The sequence below is a fragment of the Arcobacter iocasae genome (assembly GCF_042214795.1).
GTDB lineage: Bacteria > Campylobacterota > Campylobacteria > Campylobacterales > Arcobacteraceae > Arcobacter > Arcobacter iocasae.
Genome location: NZ_CP090177.1, coordinates 2,020,665 through 2,046,084, shown reverse-complemented (window position 1 = coordinate 2,046,084; position 25,420 = coordinate 2,020,665). Strand labels below are relative to the sequence as shown.

Here is a 25,420-nt window from a genome sequence, read left to right as displayed (position 1 = left end):
ATATCTCCTTACATTCCCATGATAATATTTACTGCATTTCTAAGCAGTTCAAACCAAGGTTCAATAGTAAACAATCCAAAAATTATAATTAATGCTGCTAATCCAATTAACGGTAAATTAGCACTCAATGGTAATTCTTTTCTTAATACTTTTGAATTACTTTTTCCAAATGTTGCAAGATTAAAGTGTGAAAAGTCAGCAATAAAAATAATTATAAGTCCTATGATAAAGAGAATTACTTCAATATTCATATTATTAACAATTGATTGTTTTATCATTAAAAATTCACTGAAAAATATTGCAAATCCAGGGACACCTACTAAAGAACAAACAGCAATCCCAAATAAAATCGCTGTAATAGGAGCTATTTTTATTAGTCCTCCCATTTTTCTCATATCTCTTGTTCCATATATTTGAATCATATTTCCTGTTACACAAAATGCTAGGGCTTTTGTAACTGAGTGTGCTAAAGTGTGAAACAGTGCAGCAAATAATCCTATTGGCCCACCAATTCCTAATCCAAATGCAATAACACCCATATGTGCAATTGAGTGATATGCAAACATTCTTTTTACATCATGTTGAACAAGAAGAAAAAATGATGCTATAAATATAGTAATCAATCCACTAAAAATCATCATTGTTTGAACATATTCAAATCCTGCAAATGAGTTTCCCACAATTGCGTAATATCTAATAAGTCCTAATATTGCACATTTTAAAAGTATTCCCGAAAGCATTGCTGATGATGGTGCTGGTCCTTCTGAGTGAACATCTGGTAACCAAGTATGAGTGGGTGCAAGCCCTGCTTTTGTACCAAAACCAATCAATGCAAAAACAAAAATAAGTTTTAATGCATCTTGATCTATATCTTTAGAATGTGCCATTAAAGTAGTCCAAAGCATTGCACTATGACTGTCATTGATTACATTAAACCCTGCACTATAAAGTAATACAGTCGCATATAAAGCAAAAGCTAAACCAATACTACAAATAACTATATATTTCCATCCAGTTTCAGTTGATTTACTACTTTTATGTAAAGCAACCATAAATACAGAAGATAATGTTGTGGCTTCAATTCCTACCCACATCAATGCAATATTATTTGAAAGCACAGAGAAAGTCATTGTAAAAACAAACAAGTGAAATAGTGAGAAAAACAGTTTTGTATCTTTTACTTCTAAATGTTTATTTTCAACTTCCCATTGCATATATTTAACAGAATATAAATTTACTAATAATCCTGTTACTGCTATTAAGCTAATAAAAATAGCGCCTAAAGAATCGAGAAAAAACATATCATTAAATAGAAAATATGTTGTTCCATTTATTACATTTGAAATTGCCATTAAACCTACAATTGTAGTAAGTATTGAGGCAATAATATGTAAAGTACTTAATGCTTTATAATTATCTGCACAAAGCCAAATAACAACTGATGAAACAAGGGGAATAAGCATTAATAATATTAATAATTGTTGCATATCCATAACTTAACCTTTCAATTCAGTTGCTTTAGAAACATCTAAAGAACCAAAATATTTATAAAATCTTTGAGCAAAGATTGATAAAATAATTACTGCAAACAATGCATCAGTTAAGATTCCAAGTTCAACAATTTCTGGTGAATTGTATGCCATTAAAGCAAGTGATAAATGAATACCATTTTCAAATGTACAATAAGCAAGTATTTGTTTGATTGCAGAATTTCTTAAAACAAATCCAAATATTCCTATCATAAAAATTGTAATAGATGCAATTAATGGAATATGCTCTTTAATCAAAGAAAATTTTAAATAAATTGGATATAAAGCCATTGCAATAGCTAATGAAAATGCAATAGCAACAATTGGACTAACAAAGAATCCAAGTACTGGTTCATCTTCATGAACAACATTTAATTTTTTTATTAATCTTAATAATATAAATGGCACAAATATAACTTTTGTAAAAAATGCAATAATTGCCCATCCACCTAATTCATTAGCAGAGTATGTTGCATAAAGATATAAAAATATCAATACCAATATAAATGTTTGAAATGAATATGTATATATGGCAATTTTATAATTTCTAATTCCAAATACACAAAGTGAACTAATAATTAAAACTATTGATAAAATACTTAGTATATCAATCATCTTAAACTCCTACAACATATAAAGCAAGCGCAATAATTGAAACAATTAAGGGAGGAATTGCACTATTTTTAAAACTTGTCAATATTTTAAATCTTGGGCCAAAGTTGTCAATAAAAACAGCGGCAACATAAAAAATCCCTGCTTTAAGAATAAAACCAATAAGTGCTAAGAATGGATTTTCGAAATTCCAAGGTTCAAAAATAGTAAGGAATAATCCAATCATCGCGAATTGTTTTAAAATTAAAGCTGCATGTGCAAGGGAAAAATCTGAACCAGAATATTCACCTAAAACACCCTCTTGTAACTCTTGTTCTGCTTCTGCTAAATCATATGGATTTCTTCCCGCTTCCACATACATTGCCCATAAAAATGATATTGAAGCAACTGCAAAGGCTGGTGTTTGATAACCTATTTGTCCTGTTCTAACCATATGTTGGATTTCAACTAAATTAGTAGTGCTTGCTAATAAAATAACAACTAACAAACTAATCATCATAACTGGCTCAACAAAAATACCAATAATTTGTTCTCTTCCTCCACCAACACCTGCAAATGGATTTCCAGAATCAATTGATGTTGCACCAAATATAAATCTTAATAAAGCACCTAAATAAATAAATACTAAAATATCTGAATAAGCACCTGCTAGAGTATTAGTGCTATATGTAATTGGAATAGCTGCTAATAAAGCAGCACCTGCTGCAAACAGAGTATAAGGTCCTGTTTTAAAAACCCAATGGGCACAATTTGGTCCTGTTCTTGCTCTTTTCATTAATTTATAAATATCCCTATATGTTTGAAAAAAATCAGGGATACCTTCTCTTGATTGAAGTTTTGCTCTTAATTTTCTAGCCATCCCATCAAATAAAGGAGCAACAAGAACAATTGCAATAACTTGAATAATCATAAAAAATATACTACTCATAACTTATCCTTTAAATAATGTAGCTAATGCCAACAAAAAGGCATAAAGCAAGCAAGATATATAACGAGTACGCATTTACATTTCCATTTTGCATTTTTGCAACAAGTTTTGCTGTATTAAGAGTTAATTTGATTACAGGTTCATATAAATAGCTCCACCAAACATCTTTTGCGTGAGTTTCATATATAACTGGTTTAAAATAACCTTGGTCGATAACTTTTGTTTCACTTTTGTATAACCAATTAAGAAGTCTTCTTAAATCACCTGTAAAAGGTGAAGCAGTCATTTGCATTCGACTATCGTATTTAAAACCACAAGCCCAAGGATCTGTTAATCTTGGTTTTGATTTATTTGCTCTTGATATTTTAACTATCAATAAAGGAAGTAATAAACTAACTGCTATAACTACAGCTATTAAAACTGGTGATACAATTGAACCAATTGGTGAAGTTACAATAATCCCATTTGTTGCATTATATGTATTTGAAAAAGATGAAATTACAAGCATAATATTTTCAACTACTACATTTGCACCTAAACCAAAAGCGACACATCCTGCAACTAAAATAAACATTCCAATAACCATAGTAATAGGAACTTCTTTTGCTTTTTGAAAGATTTTTTCATCCCTTGGCACACCACCAAAAATAACACTATAAACTTTTACAAAACACATAATTGCTAGAGCACCTGTTAGGGCTAGTGCTATTATAGAAATTGTAAAAACAACTCTACTACTTACATATTCAGATAAGGCACCTTGAATCATTCCTTGATAAGTAAACCATTCACTAATAAAACCATTTAATGGAGGAATTGCTGTGATTGATAAAGAACCAATTAGAAAAGCAAAGGCTGTTAATGGCATTTTTCTAGCTAATCCACCTAAGGCATCCATATCTTTTGTATGTGTGCTATATAAAACACTTCCTGCACCTAAAAATAATAAGCCTTTGAAAGTTGCATGGTTTAAAATATGATATAAACCAGCTAAAAATCCTACTGCTGCTAAACTTGGCATATTCGCAGCGATTCCATACACTCCTGTTCCAATACCTAATAAAATAATCCCTATATTTTCAACAGAGTGATATGCTAAAAGTGCTTTGTAATCATGTTGTACTAAAGCGTAAAGTACACCTAGTATTGCAGATATAGCACCAACAGTAATAATTAATAAGCCCCACCATTTCATAACTGGAAGCCATAAACAAAATTTAATAATTCCAAATATTGCAATTTTGATCATCACCCCACTCATCAGTGCTGAAACATTAGTTGGAGCTGCTGGGTGAGCTTTTGGTAACCAAACATGCATAGGAAACATCCCTGCTTTTGATCCAAATCCAATAAATGCAAGTATAAAAATAACACTTGCCATAACTGGTGATAAAGTTACATTTTCAAAAGAACTAAATTCTAATGAACCACTTTGTGAAGCTAGCAGTAAAAATGCTGCTGTAATACACATAGCTCCGATGTGTGCAATTCCCAAATAAATCATAATTGCTTTTAATGAAGCTTTCGAATCATTAAAACAAATTAAATAAGCAGAAATTACTGTCATACATTCCCAAAAAATTATAAACCAAAATACATCTGATGATGAAATCAATAAAAGCATTGATAGAATAAAGGCATTAAACATACTTGCCATAACAGCAAGACTACCTTTATTTTCATACTCTTGTGAATATTGTATTGCATACACAGATGAAGCTAGTGAAACAAGAGAAACTACAAATGAAAAGAAGTTTCCTAATGGATTTAATATAAATGTTGGACTATAAAGTAAGCTTTCAAACATACTAAAACTACTTGTTTGTCCTAAATTCATCAAAAAGTAAATTACCGCATACGCAGAAGCGATTGCAGATATACTAAATCCTACTTTTCCAGCAATTCTATTTTGTTTATATAATAATAAAGAGATAACACATCCAATAAGATATAAAAAATATACTTGTGTCATAAATCATCCTTTACAAAAATTTTGCTCTTTCTTTTATATAAACTTCAAGACTTCTTTTTGCTGTATCATCAATTGCATTATTATTGTTTTCAAAAGATAAAGCTTCCGTTGGACAAACTTCAACACAGGCTGGTCCATCTTCTCTTCCCACACATAAATCACATTTAACTGCTATACTTTTTGCACCAACTTCTGATTCAATACCTAAGTTGTATTTAGGTTGTGTAATATAATCAACTGAAGGCATTAACTCAGCTTCTGGTCTAATTGCACCAAAAGGACAAACTAATGTACACATTTTGCAACCTATACATAATTCTTCATGAACCAAAATAGAATCTTTCCCAAACTCCAATGCCCCAACAGGACAAACATTTGCGCAAGGTGCATCATCACATTGTCTGCATATATTAGGTACTGTTCCACTAAATGTTCTAGTAACAATTAATCTTGGAGCTGCTAATTTACCCCTTTCATATGCAGACTCATAACATGCCGCCATACAAGTAGCACACCCTATGCAAGTATTTGGATTTGCAACAACAAATTTATTATTCAACGCTAAGCTCATAACAATCTCCTTAATGTTTGATTTAATTCAGAAAGATGCATTTGCATATCTGTTTAATCAAGAATTTCTGAAAAGTATAATTTTCTTCATTTAAGCAACTAGCTGATGAATATACAATCACGCTAACTGCACCATTTTTTTCTTATTCTTCACTTCTCTCTTATTACTTTAAAAATTATAAGTAGTATAAATACTTAAATATAATTTAAAAACTTCCAAATTTTAATATATTAATAATATTTTTTCTGTCATGGATATGACATATAAAAAATTGTTTTCAAATTTCAAATAATATTAAATAATAAATATTTATCAAAAGTATCCATTTTACAAGGCTTTTGGATGGGAATATACTTTTATAGTGTCATATCGGTGACACTTTTTATATGATTTTTTACGATAAAATTATTTTATTATACATATTATTATTAAATAATAATATGTATAATAAAGTGAATTTAGTAAATTTTATTTTACTTTATAATAACAAAAGAATAATATTGCTAGTATTTTTGATATTAAGCTTAAAAAATACTTTTACTTTAAGGATGAAAATGGATTCTAATAGGTTAAGAATTGATTCAATTAATTTAACAGAGATTTTGTCTGAAGAGGATTTTTCTTCATTAAAAACAAAGAAATTTAAAAAGGGAACTTTAGAATATGAAGATGGAACTTTGACACTTTATGTATTTAAAAGTGGAAAAGCAAAAGCTATAATTTATGAAGATGGAGAAGAGTTTGTTTTATATTTTTTGAAACAGAACAATATAATTATTCCTGAGACTTCATGTAGTATTGAATTTTTAGAAGATAGTGAAGTTTATTTAATTGATGCAGAAAAATTTACTTATTTGTTTGCTAATAAAGAGTTTTCTACATCTGTTATTAGATCTCTTAAACATAGAGCAGAACTAGAAAGAAATATAATTAAAAATCTTGTTTTTAAATCTTGTAAAAGAAAAGTTGCATTATTTTTAATGGAAATTGCTACAACACAAGATACATTAATAGATGGTAAATATTGCATAGATTTAAATTTATCTATTAAAGATCTTTCAAGTTTTATTGGATCAAAGCGTCAAACAGTATCAACTATTATGAATGATTTAATAAAGAAAAATGTTATAGGAAAAATTGATAAAAATAGACTTATAATTCATCAATTTAATAAGCTTGAAAACTATGATTAATTTTATAAACTTTATAATGCCCTATTAATAAAATATTTATTAAATAAATTTAGCTAAAACACTTGGTCTATTTTTCATAAAAAATCTAAAAGCGAAAATAAAAGTAACTATCTCTGCGCAAGACAAGGCTATAAATATTCCTATATTCCCAAAAACAAAAGGTAAAGTGAAAATAAATATCATAGGAAAAATAAAACTTCTCATAATAGCTATTAGTCCAGAATAAAGTGGCTTTTGTATTGATGTTAAATATGCACTTGCTAACATGTTTAAACCTGAAAAAATGAAAGCTGGCCATACATATGAGATGAATTTTAATGTTATCTCTTTTGTTTTTATATCATTGTCATTGATAAAGATGTCTATCAATGACTCTGGGGCAATTATCACAAAAAGGGTTAAAACTATCTCTACACATAAAATACTTATTAATCCTAATTTTAAAAAACTTTTCATTCTATTGAAATATTGTGCGCCATAATTTTTACTAATAATAGCTTGCAAAGAATCAGAAACAGCAAAACTTGTCATAATACTAATTGCTATAAAATAACCAACAATAGTAAAAGAAGCAATACCTAAAGGACCAAAGGTTTTTAGTAAAATATAGTTAAAAACTAAAATAGTAATACCAACAGATGATTCATTTACAAACTCAGAAGAACCATTTTTCAAAGCATTAAATATACTTAAAAAACTTCCCCTTGGTTTTACAAGTCTTAGTGTTGTCTTTTTCATAAAAAAGTGTGGAAGTAAAATCAAAAGAATAAAAGTCTGTGAGATACCTGTTGCATATGCAGCACCATTTATACCCCAATCAAATTTTACTATAAAAATATAATCTAGAACTATATTTATAAGCGAACTTATAACCAATGCTAGAAAAGATAAGTTTGGGTTTTCATCTATTTTTACAAAATAATCAACTGTAATTCCTATCATTAAAAATGGTAAAAATTTTAAAATAGTAGGAAGATAATTTAGGGTTTCAACTCTTAATTCATCTTTTACATTTATTAAATCTAAGACCTTATCTATATTTAAATAAAGTAACAAGTTCAAAGAAATTGAGAGTATTACTATTACATAAATAGCTTTTGAAAAAACATTTGAAGCTTCTTCTTTGTTCCCTTCACCCATTAATTTACCAGTCATTACAGAACTTCCAACTGCAAACATCAAAGCAAATCCAAATAGAAGATTAAATAAAGGGAAAGATACATTGATTGCTGCTAAACTTACAGAACCCACATAGTTTCCCACAAAATAACCATCAATGATACTAGCAGAAGATACAGCTAAAAAGCCCAACATAGAAGGAATAACATATTTGAAAAATAGAATAAATGGTTTTGACACAAGCATAAATTTTCTTTTGTAGAATTTTTTTGGAAAGGATACTCTAATATTTTAGAAGTAAGCTTTAATATGAGATGTAAAAACTACATCTCATAAGTATTTGAGCTTACCTCATTTTTTCCTACAAACTCTTTATCATCTGCACTTTTTAATACTGCTTTTGAAATATGGTCAGTCTCTTGGGCTATACCATTTGTCTGAGTTGCAATAGATGCATTTTCTTGAGTTTGTTTATCCAAACTATTAACTGCATCATTGATTTGTTCTATGCCTTGTAACTGTTCTTTTGATGCCATTTCGATATCAGAAATAAGATGAATAGTTTGAGAAATATTTTCATTTAATTGTATATATCCTTGTATCATTTTTCCAGCTATTTCTTTTCCATTATCAGCTTTGTGACTTGCATTTTCAACTATGTCTTTAATCTCTTTTGCAACTTCACTACTTCTATTTGCTAGGTTTCTTACTTCTTGAGCAACTACTGCAAAACCTTTTCCAGCTTCACCTGCTGTTGCTGCTTCTACAGCTGCATTTAATGAAAGGATATTTGTCTGAAAAGCAATATTATCAATTGAAACTATTGCTTCACTGATTGCTTTTACTTGCTCGTTAATCTCATCCATAGATACTGTTGTCTCATTTGCAAGTTTTTGTCCATCACTTGCAGAGTTTAATACATTTTTAGAAAGTGATGACATTTTAGATATATTTTCAGAATTATTTCTTATATTTCCTGTTATCTCTTCTAATGCTGCTGAAGTCTCTTCTAAACTTGCTGCTGCTTCATTTGTAGAATTATTAAGTCTACTCATATTATCAAGTAATTGTTTTGAGCTATCATCTAATTTAAGCCCTATTGATTTATTTTCAATAAGCATTTTATTTATTATCTCTGCTAGTTCATTTAATCCAACTGCAACCAATCCTGAGTCATTTTTTATTCTTTGAGTAAAATTAAGATTTTTAAATTGTAAAAGTACATCTTTTAATTGATTTACATTTTGGCATACATTTGTACTTGTTACATTAAGCATCTCATTAAAAATTTCTTTTAATTCTTCAAGACTTCCATTATTTGTACTTACGGTCACTCGTTTATTTAAATCACCATTTTTTGCACTATTTACTACAGCTTTAACTTCTTCAATAAGTTTTAAATCTTCTTTTATTAAATCTTCTGTTCTATTTATATTTTTATTAATTACTTCAGACATTTGAGCAAATTCATCTTCACCTTTTACCTCTAATAGTTTTACATTAGTACTTTCTTTATTTATATATTTAAAAAAGTCTAAAAGACCAATATTTAATTTTTTAAGAGGAGTACCTACAACTTTTGAAGTAACAATAAGTAATAAGACTGAAATAATAATTAGAGTAATAATAAAGGCAATTGATATATAAGTAGTTGCTTTTTTACTAAAAGAATAAACATCATCAATTGTATCACTTACTACTAAAACAGCATTAAATCCTTTTAGATGCTTTACATATGCAAGTTTTTCAATATTATCAGTACTTGTGTATTTTATAAGTCTATCTTCACCTTTTATCATATCTTTAAAAGTGAAAGTTCCTTTATTATCTTTTACATCAAAAAGATTTTTCCCTTCATTTGTTGGGTGAATAATTAAATTACCTTTATTATCCATCATAAAAGCATATCCATCATTATTGATTTTTATATCTTTAATATCTTTTTTTAGGGAACTCAAAGCAGAAGTAAAATCATATCCTATAAAAAGAATTCCAATAACTTTATTGTCTCTTAAAATTGGTTCATATACTACATAATAATCTTTTCCAAAAAGCTTTACTTTTCCATAAAAAGTTTTACCTTCTAGTATAGATTTCATTGCTGGTGACTTTTCTCCTAACATTGTTCCAAAAGCTCGACTTCCATCTTCTTTTTTTAATGTAGTTGTTACTCTTACAAAATCATCACCCATTCTTGCAAAAACTGTAGCAATTACACCTGTTGTATTAGTATATTTTTCTAAAGGCTCAAAATTATTATTTAACAATGTAGTCCCATTATAAAAAGCAGGAGCATCTATTTTTCCTACTTTTACTATTTTCTCTTTATCTATCCTATAAAAATCAGGTAAATATGTTTTTATTACATTTAAATACCCTTTCATGACTTCATGTAAATTATTATCTAATGTATTAAATGCAATTGTAATATGCTCTGCACTACCTTGAAATTGATTTTCTGATTCTTTTATAGATTTATTTGCAATTATATTTGATAATACAATTGTAACAATAACAAATACTACAAAAAGAGTAGATATTATATAAACTAAAAATTTTGATTTTAGAGAGTTAAACTTAATCACTATAATTCCTTATTATTATTTTTTAAAATAATAGCATAATTTAAGTAAAATAAAATTTACCATTTGTAGTTTTCTTAAAAAAACTTGAATTAAATTAATTAATAAATTTTTAGTTAAAATAAATTATGAGATGTATACTATGTGAAAAACTATCTTTTAAAATAATATGTAAGTCTTGTGAGACAACTTTACTTGCTCCTTCTTTTCATAAAAGGGAAGTTGAAGAGGGATTTTATAACTACTCTTTTTATACTCTTAGTGAACTTGAAGATTTACTCTCATCAAAGTACTATTTTTTCGGAGATAAGATTTTTAACATACTTGCAAAATTATCTTTTGAAAAATTTGCTTCTACTTTTCATTACAATAATGAGATAATATCTATACCTATTGATGATCATTCAAGACATGAGTTTTCACACACTGCAATTTTAGCTCATGCATTAAACTCAAAAAATATCAAGGCTCAATATAATGTTCTAAAAGCAACAAACATTGTCAAATATGCGGGTAAAGATAAAGAATATAGAGAGAAAAATCCAAGGCGATTTAAACTGACAAATATTTATGATAAAACAACAATTTTATGCGATGATATAATTACTACTGGTGCTACAATTAGAGAAGCCAAAAAAGCTTTAGAGAAAAAAAATAATAAAGTATTATTTTCTTTAACCCTATGTAAAAACTAATATAGTATTAATCTCTATAATTAATTATAAGTACCTAAAATATGCACTTTTACAGTTTAATTAAACTCCTTAAAAACTACAATAGTTTATAACAAAATATTATTAAGTATACTTTTTAGTATAATTCTAGTATACTTATAGATATATGTATATTGGAAATATTATGAATAAAAAATACTTATTGTTAGAAATATCTAATAGAAACTGTAAAGGAATAGCTTATCTAACTGATTTACCTTTAACTAAAATTACTTCAACAAAAGACATTAAAGATAAATCTTTTAAGTTTAGATTAAAACTTAGAATTGATGGACAACTTGTAAAAAAAATTTATACATTTACAAATGATATCAAGTATGATACATTTCTAAAAGCATTAGATTATGTAATTTCACAAAAAGAAATAATTCGTGAAAGCATAAGAGAATTTGGTACTTTAAGAAATAAATTGAAAGTTGAAAAATCCAAAAGAACAATTACTATAAATGATAGATTTTTAGAAAAAGCAGAAGAATGGATAAGAGAAAAAGATAATCCTGATATTCCATCAACTACATTTAATAGAAAGGCATCTCTAATTATTAGAGCAACTGAACTTCATAATTTATCAACAAAAAGTATTACAACATCTGATATAAATTCAATGATTAGTAGATTAAAAAATGAATTTGCACCCAATACAGTTAGAGGAACAATTAGTAATATAAAAATGTTTTTAAATGATTGTGAGAATGACTTGATTAGATGGGATAAAATAAAACTTCCAAGTATTGAATCTGTTAGTTTTAAAAAATATAATCTAAGTGATGATGATTGCAAAAAGATTGTTAATGCAATGCTAGAGTATAGTTTAATTAATATTAAGGGAGAAAAATTTTATCAATATCCTGTAATAAGAAATATATTTACATTTTTACTAACAGGAAGAAGAATTGGAGAAGTATTAAAATTAAAATTTGAATATTTTAGAGATGATGAATATGATATTCCAAAAGAAATTAGTAAAATTAAAAAAACACTTACTTTTGCATTAGATGAAGATTTAAAAAGAGTAATAAAAGAACAAAAAAAGACAAGTAAAGGAGATAAACTATTTAATGTATCCGTTGTAACTGTTAGAAAACACTTTCATGATATGTTAAATGCATTAGGATACCCTAACATAAGAATACATGATATTAGACATTTAATAGCTTCAATCTTAGTACAGAATGAAACTACAATTGAAGATATAAGTGTGATGCTAGGACATCAATCTACGAAATATACAGAGTCTGTATATGCAAGTAAAGATAAAAAACAAGCTCTACGAGCAACAAATAAATTTAAAAATATGATGAGATCCGCAAAAGTTGATATTCGTATTGAAAAACTAAAAATTCTTATGCCCGACAAAACAGAGGAAGAATTAAAAATTTTACTAAATATTTTAGATGGATAAGATAAAATACAAAATGAATTTTCTTAAATTAATTATACTAACTATTTTATTTTCTCCAACATTCGCTTTTTCTTTTTCTATTGAAAACTATATTAATAAATCAAAATGTGACCAAATTATTGATAAGCAACTATATCAAATTTGCTATTCTTATAAATATAAAGGTGCATTAAGTGGTTGGGTAAAACTTGATGGAAAACTTGTTAATACAACAAAGGACATTAAAAAAAGACCAAAGTTTTATAATGAAAAAACTATACCTATGAAATATAGAACAAAATATAAAGATTACACTGGTTATGGCAAAGATTGGAACAGAGGACATTTTATAGTTGCAGATGCAGATTTTGATTATGATAAAAAAGCTTTAAATAAAGCATATACCATGGCTAATATAATACCTCAAAGTGCAGTAGTAAACCAAAAGACATGGACGAAAGTAGAAAGATACGGTAGAACACTAGCTCAGAAGCTAGGATATATAAATTCTATTTCAATAGCCAAATATGAAAATCTTAATCAAAAAATTGGTAATAATATTATAATCCCTACAAAACTTTATAGAATTTATTTTAACAATGATGCAAAGTTTGAGAAGTGCTTTGAATATGAAAATAAATTAGATATTGATTATAAAAAAGACAACATAAAACAACATGAAATTAATTGTTTAAATATTAAAGTAAACAAATAAAAGGCTATTAATTAAGTACTTTAATAACTTAACTTCTTGAATAATTTATACTCTTTCTCATTTTGTTTGTAAAATATTGGTTCATCTTTAGATAAATCAAAAAATAATATATTAAGTACTAATTTATTGTTTTCTTCTTTTTGATATAAATATCTCAAATCTAAATCATTATTATCATAAGGATATATCAAATATAACTTTTTACAATCTGTGTATTTTGTACCATAAGCATAAAGTTGATACATATCACCTTGAGATATATCTTTCTCATCTTTTATAATTTTCCATTTAGTATCTGCAATTAGTTGCTCATCTTCTTCATTTTCTTTATTTATAATAATATCAGGTCTTAGTGCAAATTTATTAGGCTCTTCAACAAGATATTTTCCTTTATCTTGCAAACTTACGTTTAAGCCTTTTTTCTTTAGGTAATGACCTACATATGATTCAAACAATAAATTCATATCAAATAGAAGTGCAAAAGCTATATCATTACCCTTATAAGGACTAAATGAATTTTCTAATAGAAAAGTTCTACACCATAAAAGAACTTGTTCATAGTCTTTCATTTGACGATTGAGTTTTACTTTTGAAAAATCAGATTTAATACTGTATGAGATTTCTATTTCATCAAATACAAACAAGAATTCTCTAATTCTCTGTTGATTTTTATTAGATTTAGATTTTTTATATAAAAATGCTAAAGTTGTTTTGATTAGTTTGTTTTCAATTCTACTGGACAAAAAATCCTGATATTCCACAAAGAAACGTTCTTTGTGGACATAGTTTTGTTTTATCTGTTCATTAATCTTTAGTTTACCTTTTAGGAACTTTAGATTTTCTTCTTTAGTGATATAGTCTGATTTAATTCCTTTTTGAATTAATTTTGCTAATTCTTCCAAGAACATAGTAATAAATATTTCAAGTAATGGCATTTTTGAACTTTTAAGATGAGCCATATTAAAGTTTTTAAATGGAGATTTTTTTAATGTTTTTAACATCTTAATCAAAATTTCTTTTGATTTATTCTCATCTAGATTTCTTATCTTTGGTAATATTTCGATTGTTGTACTATCTTGTGTTTGTATAATTCCAACATAATTTTGAGCTTGTAGAGTTTCTCCAAGTCCATTTTTATGTGATGGTTTTAAAAAGAGTGTTTGTTCATTATTCTTTAATACAAATTGTTTTAAATCATTAAATACTTTTTTAGGTACAACAAGATTACCGTCATAATCTTTTGCATAAATATCATATGATTTATAATAAATAGATTTATATTCTAATATTGAAAAACAGTTTTGTTTCATTTTCTAAGCTTACTATAATCAAACTCTTCCATAATAGAATATTTAAACTTTTCATCTTCAATATAATCAGTACCTCTAAACTCTTCATCAAAAATCTTAGATTCAAATTTATCTTTTTTAATAAAGCCATCACCAAGCACCATTCTTATTTTTTCCCAATCATCGTAAAAATATTCTTGAAGTAAAGGAATTATCTTATTTCTAAAAATATTATCTAGCTCAATTTTCTTTTCATCTTCATCTTTATTTTCTAAACCCATAAAATAAGCATGACCTATAGTGTGGTCTCTATCGTATAAGTATTCTATTCTTTTATTAATATTGTCCAGAAGTTTACAAACTTCAATATCTTCAACAATAATATCACTAACTGCTTCTAAATCTGGCATCATCTCTTCAAAATGGAATCTTCTTCTTAAAGCTGTGTCCATTAATGCAATACTTCTATCAGCTGTATTCATTGTTCCTATTATGTAAAGATTAGAAGGTATGCCAAATGTATCATTGCTATAAGGTAATTTCACCTCTAAAGCCTCATCTTCTCCCAATCTTTTACTTGGTTCTATTAATGTTAATAGTTCACCAAAAATCTTGGAGATGTTTCCTCTATTAATTTCATCGATTATTAAAATATAGTTTTTATTTATTTTTTTATTAGAAATATCAATTGTATTATCAATTTTCCAATCAATTAGACCATTTGACATTCTTCCTAATATTACTGATGAAGCTGCACTTTGACTTTGAAATAAATAATCTTCTTCTAAAATAAAATATTCACTTTCTTCTTTCAGTTTCGCCTCTTTTAAAACATCTACCCTTAATTTACTATAATTATAATTTTTAAAAGAAGGAGCCTCATCTTTTCTAATTTTAGAACCTTTTAACACCTTAAAGTTATCTTTGTCAATTTCAATCATTTCTGCTTGAATATTTATTGATGGAGCGTTTAATTTGTAATGAATCTTTTTATTTGAGTTTTTAATAATGCTATTTTTTGCATTATTGGAAATATTTTTAAATATCCCATCAACTACATCATAAATCATTTCATCATTTTCATTGCCATCTTTACCAACTGGTATAGCCTTTATACCTTCAATAAACTCTTCATATCCATAACTTTGATGAAATGTAATAAATTCAATTTGATTTCCTATATAATGTTCAAAAATGTTTTTCAAAACTTTTCTTTTAATATTTTCATCATCAATTTGTAAAGCTTCATTATAAGATATTTCTTTTTTATAAAAATCAAAATTATAAAATACTAATTCATCTTTATCTTCTTTTTCAAAAATTATTTCTAATGCTTTATTTATTGTATTGTATGTTTTACCAGTCCCAGGAGGTCCATATAAAATTTGGTTAAGTGGTTGAATTTTACTCAAATTTTTTTTATCTTTATAAGGTGATATAGTAAGGCTATCTTCAATCTTTATAAAATTAATAAAATCATCAATTGCAACATTTAGTGTACTAATAACTTCATCTATATTATTTATTGAAATTTTTTTTGAAGGATAATTATCAATAGCTTCTACAATTTTATGATTAACTCCAGGATTATTTTCTCGAGATTTACCCAATCCAACTTCAAAAGTATTATTTTTATACTCATAACTAATATAAGGATAAACACCTTTGTTAGTAACAAAACCATCTTTTAAAAAATTCATATAAGGTAGCTTGGGTTCAGATAATCTTACTCCTTTACCAAAAGAAATATTAATTTTAAATTCTCTATATTTACTGGGCAAGTTTTCTAAGTAATCTTTCCTCCATAATTCATTGGTATTATCCCATTTCTCACAAAATAACTTAACTATTTTTTTTAAATTTTCTTCTCTTTCATTCATTTCATCACCTTCATTTAAAGCTTCCAAATATATCTTTGCTTTAGTTTTTAATGTACTAAAAAGATGTCTATCGTCAAATCCTAATTCTTTTTGAGACTTATCATACTCTTCAAAATTTACACTACCATTTTGCATAATTTCAAAAACTTCATGTAGATTTTTATCTTCAATACCTCTTATATTTTGAAAAATCTTTACTGCTTTTTTCAAATCTGAGTAATAAGTATTAATTGTTGTTTGATTATCATATTTCTTTTGTAAATACTTTTTATATTTTTTATCAGCATATAGTAAAAAACCATTTCTCTCAACACACCATTGTGCACTTGCTTTATGATTACCTGTTGAATTATAAAGATTATTGTCCAATAGCTCTTGATTATATTTTAAACCATAAGCAATTCCAACAATATACTTATGTGGATATTCCTTACTATTATGAAATAATAAATACTCTTTTGCTTTTCTTTTAGTATTTAATTCATTCTTTATTTTGAGTTCATCATATCTATTAAAAGCATTAATTATATCTTCTCTACTTATTTCACTAAAATCAATTTTATCCATACTCTACCTTTAGTTAATCATCTAACATAAATCCTAATCCAAGCCCACTAATGAATGGTAACAAACAATTAAGTTCATTTGACTTTGTATTATTTACTATAAAATTAATTATTTCACTTTCAATCTCGATATTAGGAATAAAGGTAACTTCTTCATCACTGATTTCTAAGAGTACATTTTCTAGTTTCTCACACCATGTAATGTAATCATATAGTACTTTTTTACTAATCTGTAGTGATAATAAAGATTGAATATTATTCTTTGAAATATTACATTCTATTTCTATGTAAATTTTAGTAAGCTTTTTAACTTCAAAGTTAATACTATCAAAAGAATTTTTAACAGCTTTTATCATCTCTTCTTCATTATTGTAATTATTATTAAAAGTATTTGCTTCTTTTTTTATAGAATTAACTAATTTTTTTGTATGCTTTTGGATATTTTCTAAAACGGAATTAAAATCAATAGATAAAGCTCTTGAGTTTTTATCCTCAAAAGCTTTTATAATTGGTTGTTTAGTTTGTTTTATAATTGTAAGAAGTTCTATTAGTAATTTTTCATTCATTTTATTAAATTTCTTCTTTTCTCAACATTTCTTCAAAATCATCACAAAGTTTTTCAACCAAATCTTTAGTCTCTTTTATAAAAAACTCTCCAACTTCTTTTTTCTTTCTTCTTACAAAACTATTATAAATCTTTCTAAAATCACTATATACTTCATCTTCTCCAAACTGAGTAGCAAACATTTTCGCTTTTAACTCTTTGAAGTCTTTATGAGCTTTTATGTGGTCAAAAAATATTTCTATTTTTTCCTGAAATTCTTCAATAAGTTTCCCTATTTCTTCCTCTTCTTCATTCCGTTTTTCAATGATGTCTAAAATATTATATTTATATCCAACAGAATCATTCCCTTTCCCTTTTCCACCTGTAGGAGGAGTATTAGGCTTAATTGGTTTTTCTTTTACATTTTCAACAATACCCATTCGATTATCATAATAAATTTCTACTTCATCTTTTTCTTCATCAGTTTTATTTACACTATTATAAATACTGCTGTATCTTTTATAAAATTCTAATAAATAATACTCTAAATATTTTTTATCAAAATCAATAACAAACTCAATTAGATTTAATATCTTAAAATAGTGATTTACTTTTAACTTTAACTCTTTACTTTTATCTGGATTAGCTTTAATATAGGCTATTAAACTATTTTCTAAATTCATATATAAATTAGGGTCTGATTCATTATCATTACTAATTTTAGAAAAATATACAAAGTATTCTTTATAGATATTTGAAGCCCTTAAATCTTTATATAATACATCAAGGGCTTTTACCTCTCCTAATGGATCAAAATCACTTACAACCACATCGCTAAAATGTTCAAAAGCTTCTTTTAAATTATTGACATTTACATTTTTATAAGAAAAATCAATGATTTTACAATCATTTTTATATTTTGTAGTTCTATTTACCCTTGAAATTGTTTGAATAGCATTGATACCTCTTATCTCTTTATCAAGATATAACGTATGTAATTTAGGTTCATCAAATCCAGTCTGAAGCTTATCAACTACAATAATTAAACCATTTTTGCTTAGTGCAAAGTTTTGAAGTACTTTTTCTTCAGTTAAGCCACCATTTAATGTACTTGCACTACTTTCATTTTGAGGTGCACTATAAACTATATAAATTGGAGTTTCATTATAACTTTTGTATTTTTTATCTTGTACTATTTGATTAAAGTGATATTCAACTCTCTCTTTATATTTTTTAGCAGCTTTAATAGATGCAGTTGCTAACATCGCCTTTCCAGTACCTCTAATTTGTCTATAGACTACCTGTACTAAATTTTTTGCAATATGCTTACTTATTGCATCAATTCTTTCTTCATTTTCATAAATTCTTTTCTTTTTAATAGAGTATTGTTTCTCTACATCTGCATCTTCTAAACCTTCAAGTACATTATCAGGTAATTCAAAATACATCTTTGCAGCCATTGCAACTATTCCACTTAGTGGATTTAAAATATATCCATCTAATATCGCTTCTTTCATAGTATAGCTATCAAATGGCACCCATAATTTTTCAGCTTCAGCATATTTATTAAACTCCCCAAATCTAGCTAGTGTATGATGACTAGGAGTAGCAGTAAAACCAATAATTAAATTCTTTTTGTGATTATTACTAGCATATGCTTCATCTGTATCAAAACTATTTTGGAGTTCATCAAATACACTTAGCATCTCTTCACTTTGACTTCCACTATTTGACCTATGAATCTCATCAATTAAAAAGGCTACTCTAAGATTTGATAGTTTTTTTAAAGTATCACTATCCATAATATTTCTAAGGTCATTAAACTTTTGAAGATTAACTATTACAAGTCTAGTATCTTCTCTTAAAGCTTTTTGAAAACTAGTCTTATCACTAGCTTCTACATACATTTTATTATCTATATTCATATTAAACATTTTTGTATCAAGTTGGTCTCTTAGTTGAACTCTATCTACTATTAACATGATTTTATCATACACATAAGAAGCATCTTTTTTAAGGTCTTTTAATTGTAAAGCACTCCAGCCTATAATATTACTTTTTCCAAAACCTGCAGCATATTGAAGTAGTAATGAGTAGATATTTTTATTATTGTGAAAAGCAAGTCTTTTATTAATTAATTCCTCTTGCATACTTTGAGGTAGATGTTTTAATTCATCTTTTAATTTATTTATAAAATAGTCAGACTCATTTTCATGCTCTAAAAACTCATCTATTTTACTCATTATCTTATCTACACCAAACTTCTGTTTTGGTCTAGGGCTAATTAAATTACCCCTTTGATTTTTTAGAATCTTATTACCTTTTTTATCTTGTTCAATTTCTCTTTCGATAAAGTTGTAATAAAGTATTTCTTTTTCAATCATCTTTTTAGAATAATGAGCTTTAAAGACCTCTGCTAATTTATCTTGTTTTTCTTCACTTGTTGTTATAAGTGGATATTGTTTAAAGTTTTTCTCTACTTTTTGATTATATTGTTCATAATCATATTTACCCTCATCATAATGAGCTTTTACTTCATCAAAAAACTTTGTAATATCTCTTATGATATACGTTTCATTTATATCAGTAGTACTAATCCAAATAGCTTTCTCAAAAACTTTCAACATATCTTTTCTTATATCAAATCTTTGAGTTTCGGTTAAATGGCTATTATTTTCAATATTCTCAAGGTAACTTATAACTGCTTCTTTATAATCTTTGATTACTTTTAATCTACCCTTTTTCTTTGAATTTTGATTATTCCAATTTGATTTTAATTCACAGTATCCCAAAAAAATACCATTTACAAATAATGTAATATCAGGTCTAAAAGAATAAATTAATTTTTTTTCAAAGTGGTACTTATACCGTAACTCTTGTACAACACTAAAAATATTCTCATCAAAGTCAGCATCACCTTTTATTTCACTTTCACTTCTATTGAACAAATAAAACTTTAAGCCCTCAAATGTGATAGTTCCAGAGTTATTCAAAAATAAAGCCATATTTCTAAAGTCTTTGATTTTATCTTCGATAAACTCTATCAAAGAATCAGTTAACTCTTTTTCACTTTTAAACTTCTTTTCTAACTTTTTAAAGTTTGTTTTGTTTACTTCACTTGTTTTTAAAAACTCTATCAAGTCACTTTCTATTAATAAGTTACTTGTTACTGTATTTGGTTGGACTTCTTTATATCCTAAACCCATACCGTGATTTGTTGTAAAAAATGGTATTAAAAACTTATCTTGTAAATGTAATTCATTCATCTATGCTACCTTCACTTTTCCAGTTACTACATCATTTATTAATGTTTTTCTAAACTCTTTTAAGACTTCAATTTTTTTGCCAATAGACTTAACAATAGAGTCAATTTTTACTGTTTTTTCATCAAGATAATTTGCTATTTCTACTTGTTCTTCATATGGAGGTATTGGAAAATCTATTGTACGCATCAACGAATATTTTGTACTCATTAAATCATCTACAATACCTTTGCCATTTCTATAAAATTCTTCGATAAAAAAGTAACTTCTAAATAAATGATGTAAATATTTACCAAAAAAATCTTTTTTAGGTTCTAAAATAATATTGATAACAGAAACTGAACCATCTTGAAGTGCTAACCCCGATGAACCTCGTCTATCTGATCGACTGTTAATTACATAATCACCAGATCTTACTAACATTCTATTGTCATTATGCATTGTTTTTGCAACATTTTCAAGTTGAGGAACAACACCATTCTTTGTCACTGATAATGGAGGATATTGACTATCACTTACTTTAACACGACGTTCCTGAAAAGCATTATCTATTCGCTTTATTTCCCAATGTTCCGGAATATAACCTATCCATTCAGTTTCACTTTCTTTCAGGACAAAATTTTTATTTAGTCCCCTTAAAACTGTTTCAGATATAAGAGTTTTCTTTAGTTCTATGTATTTTTCTATTTTTTGTTCAAGTATCAATATTTCTTTATCTGTTTTTTCTATTTTTATATCTAAATAGTTTACAATTTTAATTTGCGTTTCTTTGTTTGGTAAAGATATAAAAAGATTTTTCAAATGATTAGTATTAACTCTAAATACTTTTAACCCTGTAGCATATCTTCTTAATTTATTTGAAAATACTTTTGAGCAATAAAACAAATATTTATTAATAATATATTTCGTATTTGGTTTTATTAATATTTGTTCACCGCCTATTAGTCCTAAGTCATTTATTTTATAGAAACAAGTATGTCCTAAATCTTCAAGCGTTTCAGATGTTGATATTAAAATAGTATCTCCATTTTTTACAACTTGATTAGATTTGTAAAATTCACCATTTACATAAAATTTAAAAGTTTCATCTATGATATTAACTTGATATGTTTTTCCATATTGTAATCCTATATAATCACCTTTATCTAAAAGTTCGTCTTTTTTAAAACTTGAATTACCTCTAATTAACTTACTAATCCAGTCAATTCTATAGTTATTCCAATCTTTAGGTATCTTTTCAAAGCAATTTAATTCATTGTCTTTATATTGATCGTATCTTACAATTTTCATACCCCTAGCTCACTTTCAAGAGAATCTATCTCTTCATTAAGAGTATTAATATCAAGTAAAATATTTTCTAGCGGTCTAAGTTTTTCAGGCTTATAAAAGATTCTATTAAAATTAATCTCAACTCCAATTGTATTTTCTTTGTATTCAAAAGGTCTAGTTATGTACTTAGCCATAAACTCCTCTATATTTTTTTGGTTTTCATCTTCATTTTTGCTAAAAGGAATAACTTCATAGTCTTTTTGATAATCAGGTGTTAATTCAACTGAGATTACAATTGAAGCAGCTTTAGTTTTACTTTCTTTTTTATAACTACTTTTTATAACAATTTTTCCACAGCCAAGTTCTTCTAGGCTTTCTCCGACTTGTTTGATAATGGTCTCTTTATCTTCATTGTAAAAATAAATAGCGTCTTTCGTATGAACTTTTAAAGACTGTTCTTTATAATCAAACTCTTTAAGTAATAATTTTACACTAATATCATTGTAGTGCTTTAAGCTAGAGTATCGTTCTTCATCAAAACTTGTAATTTCAAAACTATCTATTACTAAATCGTCTTGTTCTATTTTAATTGGATTCAGTTTTATAGATCTTACTTTACCTTTTAAAAGACTTTCAACTGTCTTATCCTGATAATCTAAATTTGTAAGCTGTATTGCTTGTTTGTTATAGTGAAAATGTTCTTTATCAAACACTTGGGCATAATCATTAGATTTAAAATCATTTAATGTTTTAACTATATCTAATCTACTTATTTCATCTATTTCTTTTCTTTTTTTACCTTTGCTTTTTTTTAGTGGCATATATTTATCACTAGCATTTATCATCATTACTTTGTTAGAGTTTTTTTTATTTTTATTTAATACCCAAAGATATGTAAAAATACCAGTATTAAAGAATTCATCTGTTGGAAGTTGAATAATAGCTTCTACTATATCTTGTTCAAATATCCATTTTCTAATTGCACTTTCACCAGTTCCTGCATCACCACTAAATAAAGATGAACCATTATGAACTACTACTGCCATACCCTTTAAGGATATTTTTGAAATTATATGCTGTAAAAATAATAACTGTCCATCACTTACAGCTGGAAGGACATGAAATCTTTCTGTTTTATCTTTTTCAATATCTGAACTAAAGTCTTTCCAAGGTATACCATATGGTGGATTCGCAACAACTACATTAAACTCTTCATCAAACTTATCATTTGTCAGAGTATTTCCATATTCTATTTTTGAATTATTTCTGAATCTACTTTCAATTTTTGCTAATGCATACAATGCATCATTCCAATCTTGACCTCTTGTAGCTGTTGGTCTATTAGGAAATTTTTCTTTTATTCTATCTTCAACACCATAAAGCATATTCCCACCACCACAAGTTGGGTCATATATAGTCAAGAACTCTTCACTATTTTCTGTTTTTGAAGTAATTATTTCAGAAATAAGTGCAATAACATCATCAGGAGTATATTGTTCTCCTGCTGTTTCTGCTGAGATATCTGCCCACTTTCTTTTGATGTGTTCTTCTAGTGTTGTAATTTCACTATTGTTAAATGGTTTTAAATCTATTTCACTCCATGCTTTTACACTTGAAAATAGAATTTTCTTTTTATTTAAAAGTCCAGATATTCCAGATATATCAAGATACTTTTCTTCATCATTTCCTTTATTTACTCCAAGTAAATCTTTTGTTTCTGCATCAAATCCAAGTAAATAAGCATCAAAATCTCTCTCAAAGGTTTTATCATTTTTACAAATATCTGCTAATGTTTTATTATGTTCAAATAGATAAGTGTTATAGCCTTTCTCTTGGTCTTTTATCTCTTCAATAAAATCTTCTAATTCTAAACTATCTCCACTTGCTTCAAGTTCAGCTTTTAATTCATCAGCCATTCTTACAAATCTACTCTCTACCATAATAAGAGCAAAAAAAGGCATCATATACTTTGGGAAATCACTTTGTTTAATCCCTGCACCTATTAATAAATCTGCTGTTGCCCATACCTTTGATTCATACTTTAAAATATCTTGACTCATTTACTTTTTCCTAAAAATTATTTTTATATGTTGTTTTTATAGCATTAAATATATATTTAAATATTGAAAAATCATTTTTACAATAATTGGATATTATAACTAAAGAGATTTATTTTATTACTTATACAGAGAGAAGTAAAAATTAAATTATAAAAAGAGTAATTATTTTTTCAAAAAATTTAATTTAACTTTCTCCATTTTAGATTTACATTTAGGACAAATACTTATCATATCTGCTGGATTGAGTACATCACTTTTTGGAGTAACAATTTTACTATAACCACATTGTATACACTTAAATTTAAAAGGTTGTGGTTTTATCATATTAAAACCACATCTTTTTTATCCATCCTAAACCTTTTTTAATAAGTTTAGGTGCATTTTCAATGATTATATCAGTAACATCGCCTTTTACTGAATCCCATACGTCATCAAATCTTTCTTTTATATAATCGAAGATACCTTTTTCTGCTTTGATATAAGTCTCTTCTGTTATATTCTCTTCTTTCGCTTCTCTGGTAAATGAAGACTTTTTTTCATTTGGTAATACCTCTACTACTCTTGAAACTAACATTTGTAAATTATATTTCTTATGTGATGATATTGGTACAATTTTACTAATTGAAATATCAAATCTTTCAGAAATATCTATTTGCTTTTTATCTAAATTTATTACTTGTTTTTCATCAGGTTCATTATTCTCATCATTCCACTTACCAAATGGTTCAATTTTTTCTACTTGAGTTATTGCAAAAACAACTGGACAATTTTCTAAATTTGGTTTTAAAATAGTTTCATAAACATCCATTGCTGTTGCATATTTCCTATCATCTGCTTTAATTGCCCAAATTATTAAATCTAAACTAGGTAATAAACTTTTATATAGTTCTGTATATTCTTTATGTCTTTTAGGGTCTTCTCCCACACCTGGAACATCAATTAAATGAATTCCACCACTATTCTTATCTCCTATAAAAATTTCTTGAGGTTCTCTAGTACAAGCTTCAACATCACTAATCTTTGCAACATCTTTTCCAAATAAAGCATTACATAAACTTGATTTACCAACACCTGAATCACCAAATATTGCAACTTTTGGAGTATATGACTTAATTCTTTTTATTACATCATTAATTTCTTTTATTTTACTACTAGTATTTTCTTTTATATTATCATAATCAAATGAACTCATTTTTTTCCTTTTTATAACTAA

At 26.5% G+C, this 25,420-nt stretch carries 18 protein-coding genes; 4 read left to right on the top strand and 14 right to left on the bottom strand.

Annotation, left to right across the window (positions count from 1 at the left end):
• Positions 1-8: 8 nt before the first annotated feature.
• The 5 genes from LXN10_RS10265 to LXN10_RS10245 are packed head-to-tail and all read right to left on the bottom strand — an operon-like array spanning position 9 to position 5,612.
• On the bottom strand, positions 9-1,493 hold the full coding sequence (locus tag LXN10_RS10265; protein ID WP_375722935.1) for a hydrogenase 4 subunit F: 1,485 nt from the start codon (positions 1,491-1,493) through the stop codon (positions 9-11).
• 3 nt (positions 1,494-1,496) lie between these two features.
• Positions 1,497-2,144: a hydrogenase 4 membrane subunit gene (hyfE, locus tag LXN10_RS10260; RefSeq protein WP_013134543.1), complete on the bottom strand. Its 648-nt coding sequence runs from the start codon at positions 2,142-2,144 to the stop codon at positions 1,497-1,499.
• A 1-nt stretch (position 2,145) separates the two neighbouring features.
• Entirely contained in the window at positions 2,146-3,069 is a 924-nt protein-coding gene (locus LXN10_RS10255) for a respiratory chain complex I subunit 1 family protein (RefSeq protein WP_013134542.1), read from the bottom strand.
• A gap of 10 nt (positions 3,070-3,079) precedes the next feature.
• The gene (locus LXN10_RS10250; protein WP_375722934.1) at positions 3,080-5,041 is read right to left on the bottom strand and encodes a proton-conducting transporter transmembrane domain-containing protein; all 1,962 of its coding nucleotides are present in this window, start codon (positions 5,039-5,041) and stop codon (positions 3,080-3,082) included.
• A gap of 10 nt (positions 5,042-5,051) precedes the next feature.
• The gene (locus LXN10_RS10245; RefSeq protein ID WP_375722933.1) at positions 5,052-5,612 is read right to left on the bottom strand and encodes a 4Fe-4S dicluster domain-containing protein; all 561 of its coding nucleotides are present in this window, start codon (positions 5,610-5,612) and stop codon (positions 5,052-5,054) included.
• 554 nt (positions 5,613-6,166) lie between these two features.
• Here LXN10_RS10245 and LXN10_RS10240 point away from each other — a divergent pair.
• The gene (locus LXN10_RS10240; RefSeq protein ID WP_375722932.1) at positions 6,167-6,805 is read left to right on the top strand and encodes a Crp/Fnr family transcriptional regulator; all 639 of its coding nucleotides are present in this window, start codon (positions 6,167-6,169) and stop codon (positions 6,803-6,805) included.
• Positions 6,806-6,844: 39 nt separating this feature from the next.
• Here LXN10_RS10240 and LXN10_RS10235 read toward each other — a convergent pair whose 3' ends face one another.
• Together LXN10_RS10235 and LXN10_RS10230 are read right to left on the bottom strand one after the other, a co-directional pair.
• A complete protein-coding gene (locus LXN10_RS10235) occupies positions 6,845-8,170 on the bottom strand; it encodes an MATE family efflux transporter (RefSeq protein WP_375722931.1) in 1,326 nt (441 codons plus the stop codon).
• A 77-nt stretch (positions 8,171-8,247) separates the two neighbouring features.
• Positions 8,248-10,509, bottom strand: a complete 2,262-nt coding sequence (locus tag LXN10_RS10230) for a methyl-accepting chemotaxis protein (RefSeq protein ID WP_375722930.1) — start codon at positions 10,507-10,509, stop codon at positions 8,248-8,250.
• 125 nt (positions 10,510-10,634) lie between these two features.
• Between LXN10_RS10230 and LXN10_RS10225 the strand changes: the two genes are divergently transcribed.
• The 3 genes from LXN10_RS10225 (at position 10,635) to LXN10_RS10215 (ending at position 13,336) form a co-directional block, all read left to right on the top strand.
• Positions 10,635-11,201, top strand: coding sequence for a ComF family protein (locus LXN10_RS10225; protein WP_375722929.1), 567 nt, complete (start codon positions 10,635-10,637; stop codon positions 11,199-11,201).
• A 163-nt stretch (positions 11,202-11,364) separates the two neighbouring features.
• Positions 11,365-12,642 carry a tyrosine-type recombinase/integrase gene (locus tag LXN10_RS10220; RefSeq protein ID WP_375722928.1) on the top strand — a complete coding sequence of 426 codons (1,278 nt, stop codon included), beginning with the start codon at positions 11,365-11,367 and terminating at the stop codon, positions 12,640-12,642.
• 13 nt (positions 12,643-12,655) lie between these two features.
• On the top strand, positions 12,656-13,336 hold the full coding sequence (locus LXN10_RS10215) for a DNA/RNA non-specific endonuclease (protein WP_375722927.1): 681 nt from the start codon (positions 12,656-12,658) through the stop codon (positions 13,334-13,336).
• A 20-nt stretch (positions 13,337-13,356) separates the two neighbouring features.
• Here the strand turns inward: LXN10_RS10215 and LXN10_RS10210 are convergent, their stop codons facing one another.
• The 7 genes from LXN10_RS10210 to LXN10_RS10180 all read right to left on the bottom strand — a co-directional run bounded on the left by LXN10_RS10210 (position 13,357) and on the right by LXN10_RS10180 (position 25,399).
• A complete protein-coding gene (locus LXN10_RS10210; protein WP_375722926.1) occupies positions 13,357-14,646 on the bottom strand; it encodes an McrC family protein in 1,290 nt (429 codons plus the stop codon).
• Complete coding sequence (locus LXN10_RS10205) at positions 14,643-17,072, bottom strand: DUF4357 domain-containing protein (RefSeq protein WP_375722925.1); 2,430 nt, start codon at positions 17,070-17,072, stop codon at positions 14,643-14,645. The genes LXN10_RS10210 and LXN10_RS10205 overlap by 4 nt, the downstream gene beginning before the upstream one ends.
• Positions 17,073-17,085: 13 nt before the next feature.
• Positions 17,086-17,637: a hypothetical protein gene (locus LXN10_RS10200; RefSeq protein ID WP_375722924.1), complete on the bottom strand. Its 552-nt coding sequence runs from the start codon at positions 17,635-17,637 to the stop codon at positions 17,086-17,088.
• A gap of 4 nt (positions 17,638-17,641) precedes the next feature.
• Positions 17,642-20,881 carry a DEAD/DEAH box helicase family protein gene (locus LXN10_RS10195; protein WP_375722923.1) on the bottom strand — a complete coding sequence of 1,080 codons (3,240 nt, stop codon included), beginning with the start codon at positions 20,879-20,881 and terminating at the stop codon, positions 17,642-17,644.
• Positions 20,882-22,168: a restriction endonuclease subunit S gene (locus LXN10_RS10190; RefSeq protein WP_375722922.1), complete on the bottom strand. Its 1,287-nt coding sequence runs from the start codon at positions 22,166-22,168 to the stop codon at positions 20,882-20,884.
• Positions 22,165-24,207: an HsdM family class I SAM-dependent methyltransferase gene (locus LXN10_RS10185; RefSeq protein WP_375722921.1), complete on the bottom strand. Its 2,043-nt coding sequence runs from the start codon at positions 24,205-24,207 to the stop codon at positions 22,165-22,167. Before LXN10_RS10185 ends, LXN10_RS10190 begins: the two co-directional genes overlap by 4 nt.
• A 325-nt stretch (positions 24,208-24,532) precedes the next feature.
• Complete coding sequence (locus tag LXN10_RS10180; RefSeq protein WP_375722920.1) at positions 24,533-25,399, bottom strand: GTPase family protein; 867 nt, start codon at positions 25,397-25,399, stop codon at positions 24,533-24,535.
• Between the last annotated feature and the right edge of the window lie 21 nt (positions 25,400-25,420).

Coding starts and splice junctions, on each gene's coding strand:
- LXN10_RS10265 (WP_375722935.1), bottom strand. CDS start 1,493: ATGGATATGCAACAATTATTAATATTATTAATGCTTATTCCCCTTGTT.
- hyfE (WP_013134543.1), bottom strand. CDS start 2,144: ATGATTGATATACTAAGTATTTTATCAATAGTTTTAATTATTAGTTCA.
- LXN10_RS10255 (WP_013134542.1), bottom strand. CDS start 3,069: ATGAGTAGTATATTTTTTATGATTATTCAAGTTATTGCAATTGTTCTT.
- LXN10_RS10250 (WP_375722934.1), bottom strand. CDS start 5,041: ATGACACAAGTATATTTTTTATATCTTATTGGATGTGTTATCTCTTTA.
- LXN10_RS10245 (WP_375722933.1), bottom strand. CDS start 5,612: ATGAGCTTAGCGTTGAATAATAAATTTGTTGTTGCAAATCCAAATACT.
- LXN10_RS10240 (WP_375722932.1), top strand. CDS start 6,167: ATGGATTCTAATAGGTTAAGAATTGATTCAATTAATTTAACAGAGATT.
- LXN10_RS10235 (WP_375722931.1), bottom strand. CDS start 8,170: ATGCTTGTGTCAAAACCATTTATTCTATTTTTCAAATATGTTATTCCT.
- LXN10_RS10225 (WP_375722929.1), top strand. CDS start 10,635: ATGAGATGTATACTATGTGAAAAACTATCTTTTAAAATAATATGTAAG.
- LXN10_RS10220 (WP_375722928.1), top strand. CDS start 11,365: ATGAATAAAAAATACTTATTGTTAGAAATATCTAATAGAAACTGTAAA.
- LXN10_RS10215 (WP_375722927.1), top strand. CDS start 12,656: ATGAATTTTCTTAAATTAATTATACTAACTATTTTATTTTCTCCAACA.
- LXN10_RS10210 (WP_375722926.1), bottom strand. CDS start 14,646: ATGAAACAAAACTGTTTTTCAATATTAGAATATAAATCTATTTATTAT.
- LXN10_RS10205 (WP_375722925.1), bottom strand. CDS start 17,072: ATGGATAAAATTGATTTTAGTGAAATAAGTAGAGAAGATATAATTAAT.
- LXN10_RS10200 (WP_375722924.1), bottom strand. CDS start 17,637: ATGAATGAAAAATTACTAATAGAACTTCTTACAATTATAAAACAAACT.
- LXN10_RS10195 (WP_375722923.1), bottom strand. CDS start 20,881: ATGAATGAATTACATTTACAAGATAAGTTTTTAATACCATTTTTTACA.
- LXN10_RS10190 (WP_375722922.1), bottom strand. CDS start 22,168: ATGAAAATTGTAAGATACGATCAATATAAAGACAATGAATTAAATTGC.
- LXN10_RS10185 (WP_375722921.1), bottom strand. CDS start 24,207: ATGAGTCAAGATATTTTAAAGTATGAATCAAAGGTATGGGCAACAGCA.
- LXN10_RS10180 (WP_375722920.1), bottom strand. CDS start 25,399: ATGAGTTCATTTGATTATGATAATATAAAAGAAAATACTAGTAGTAAA.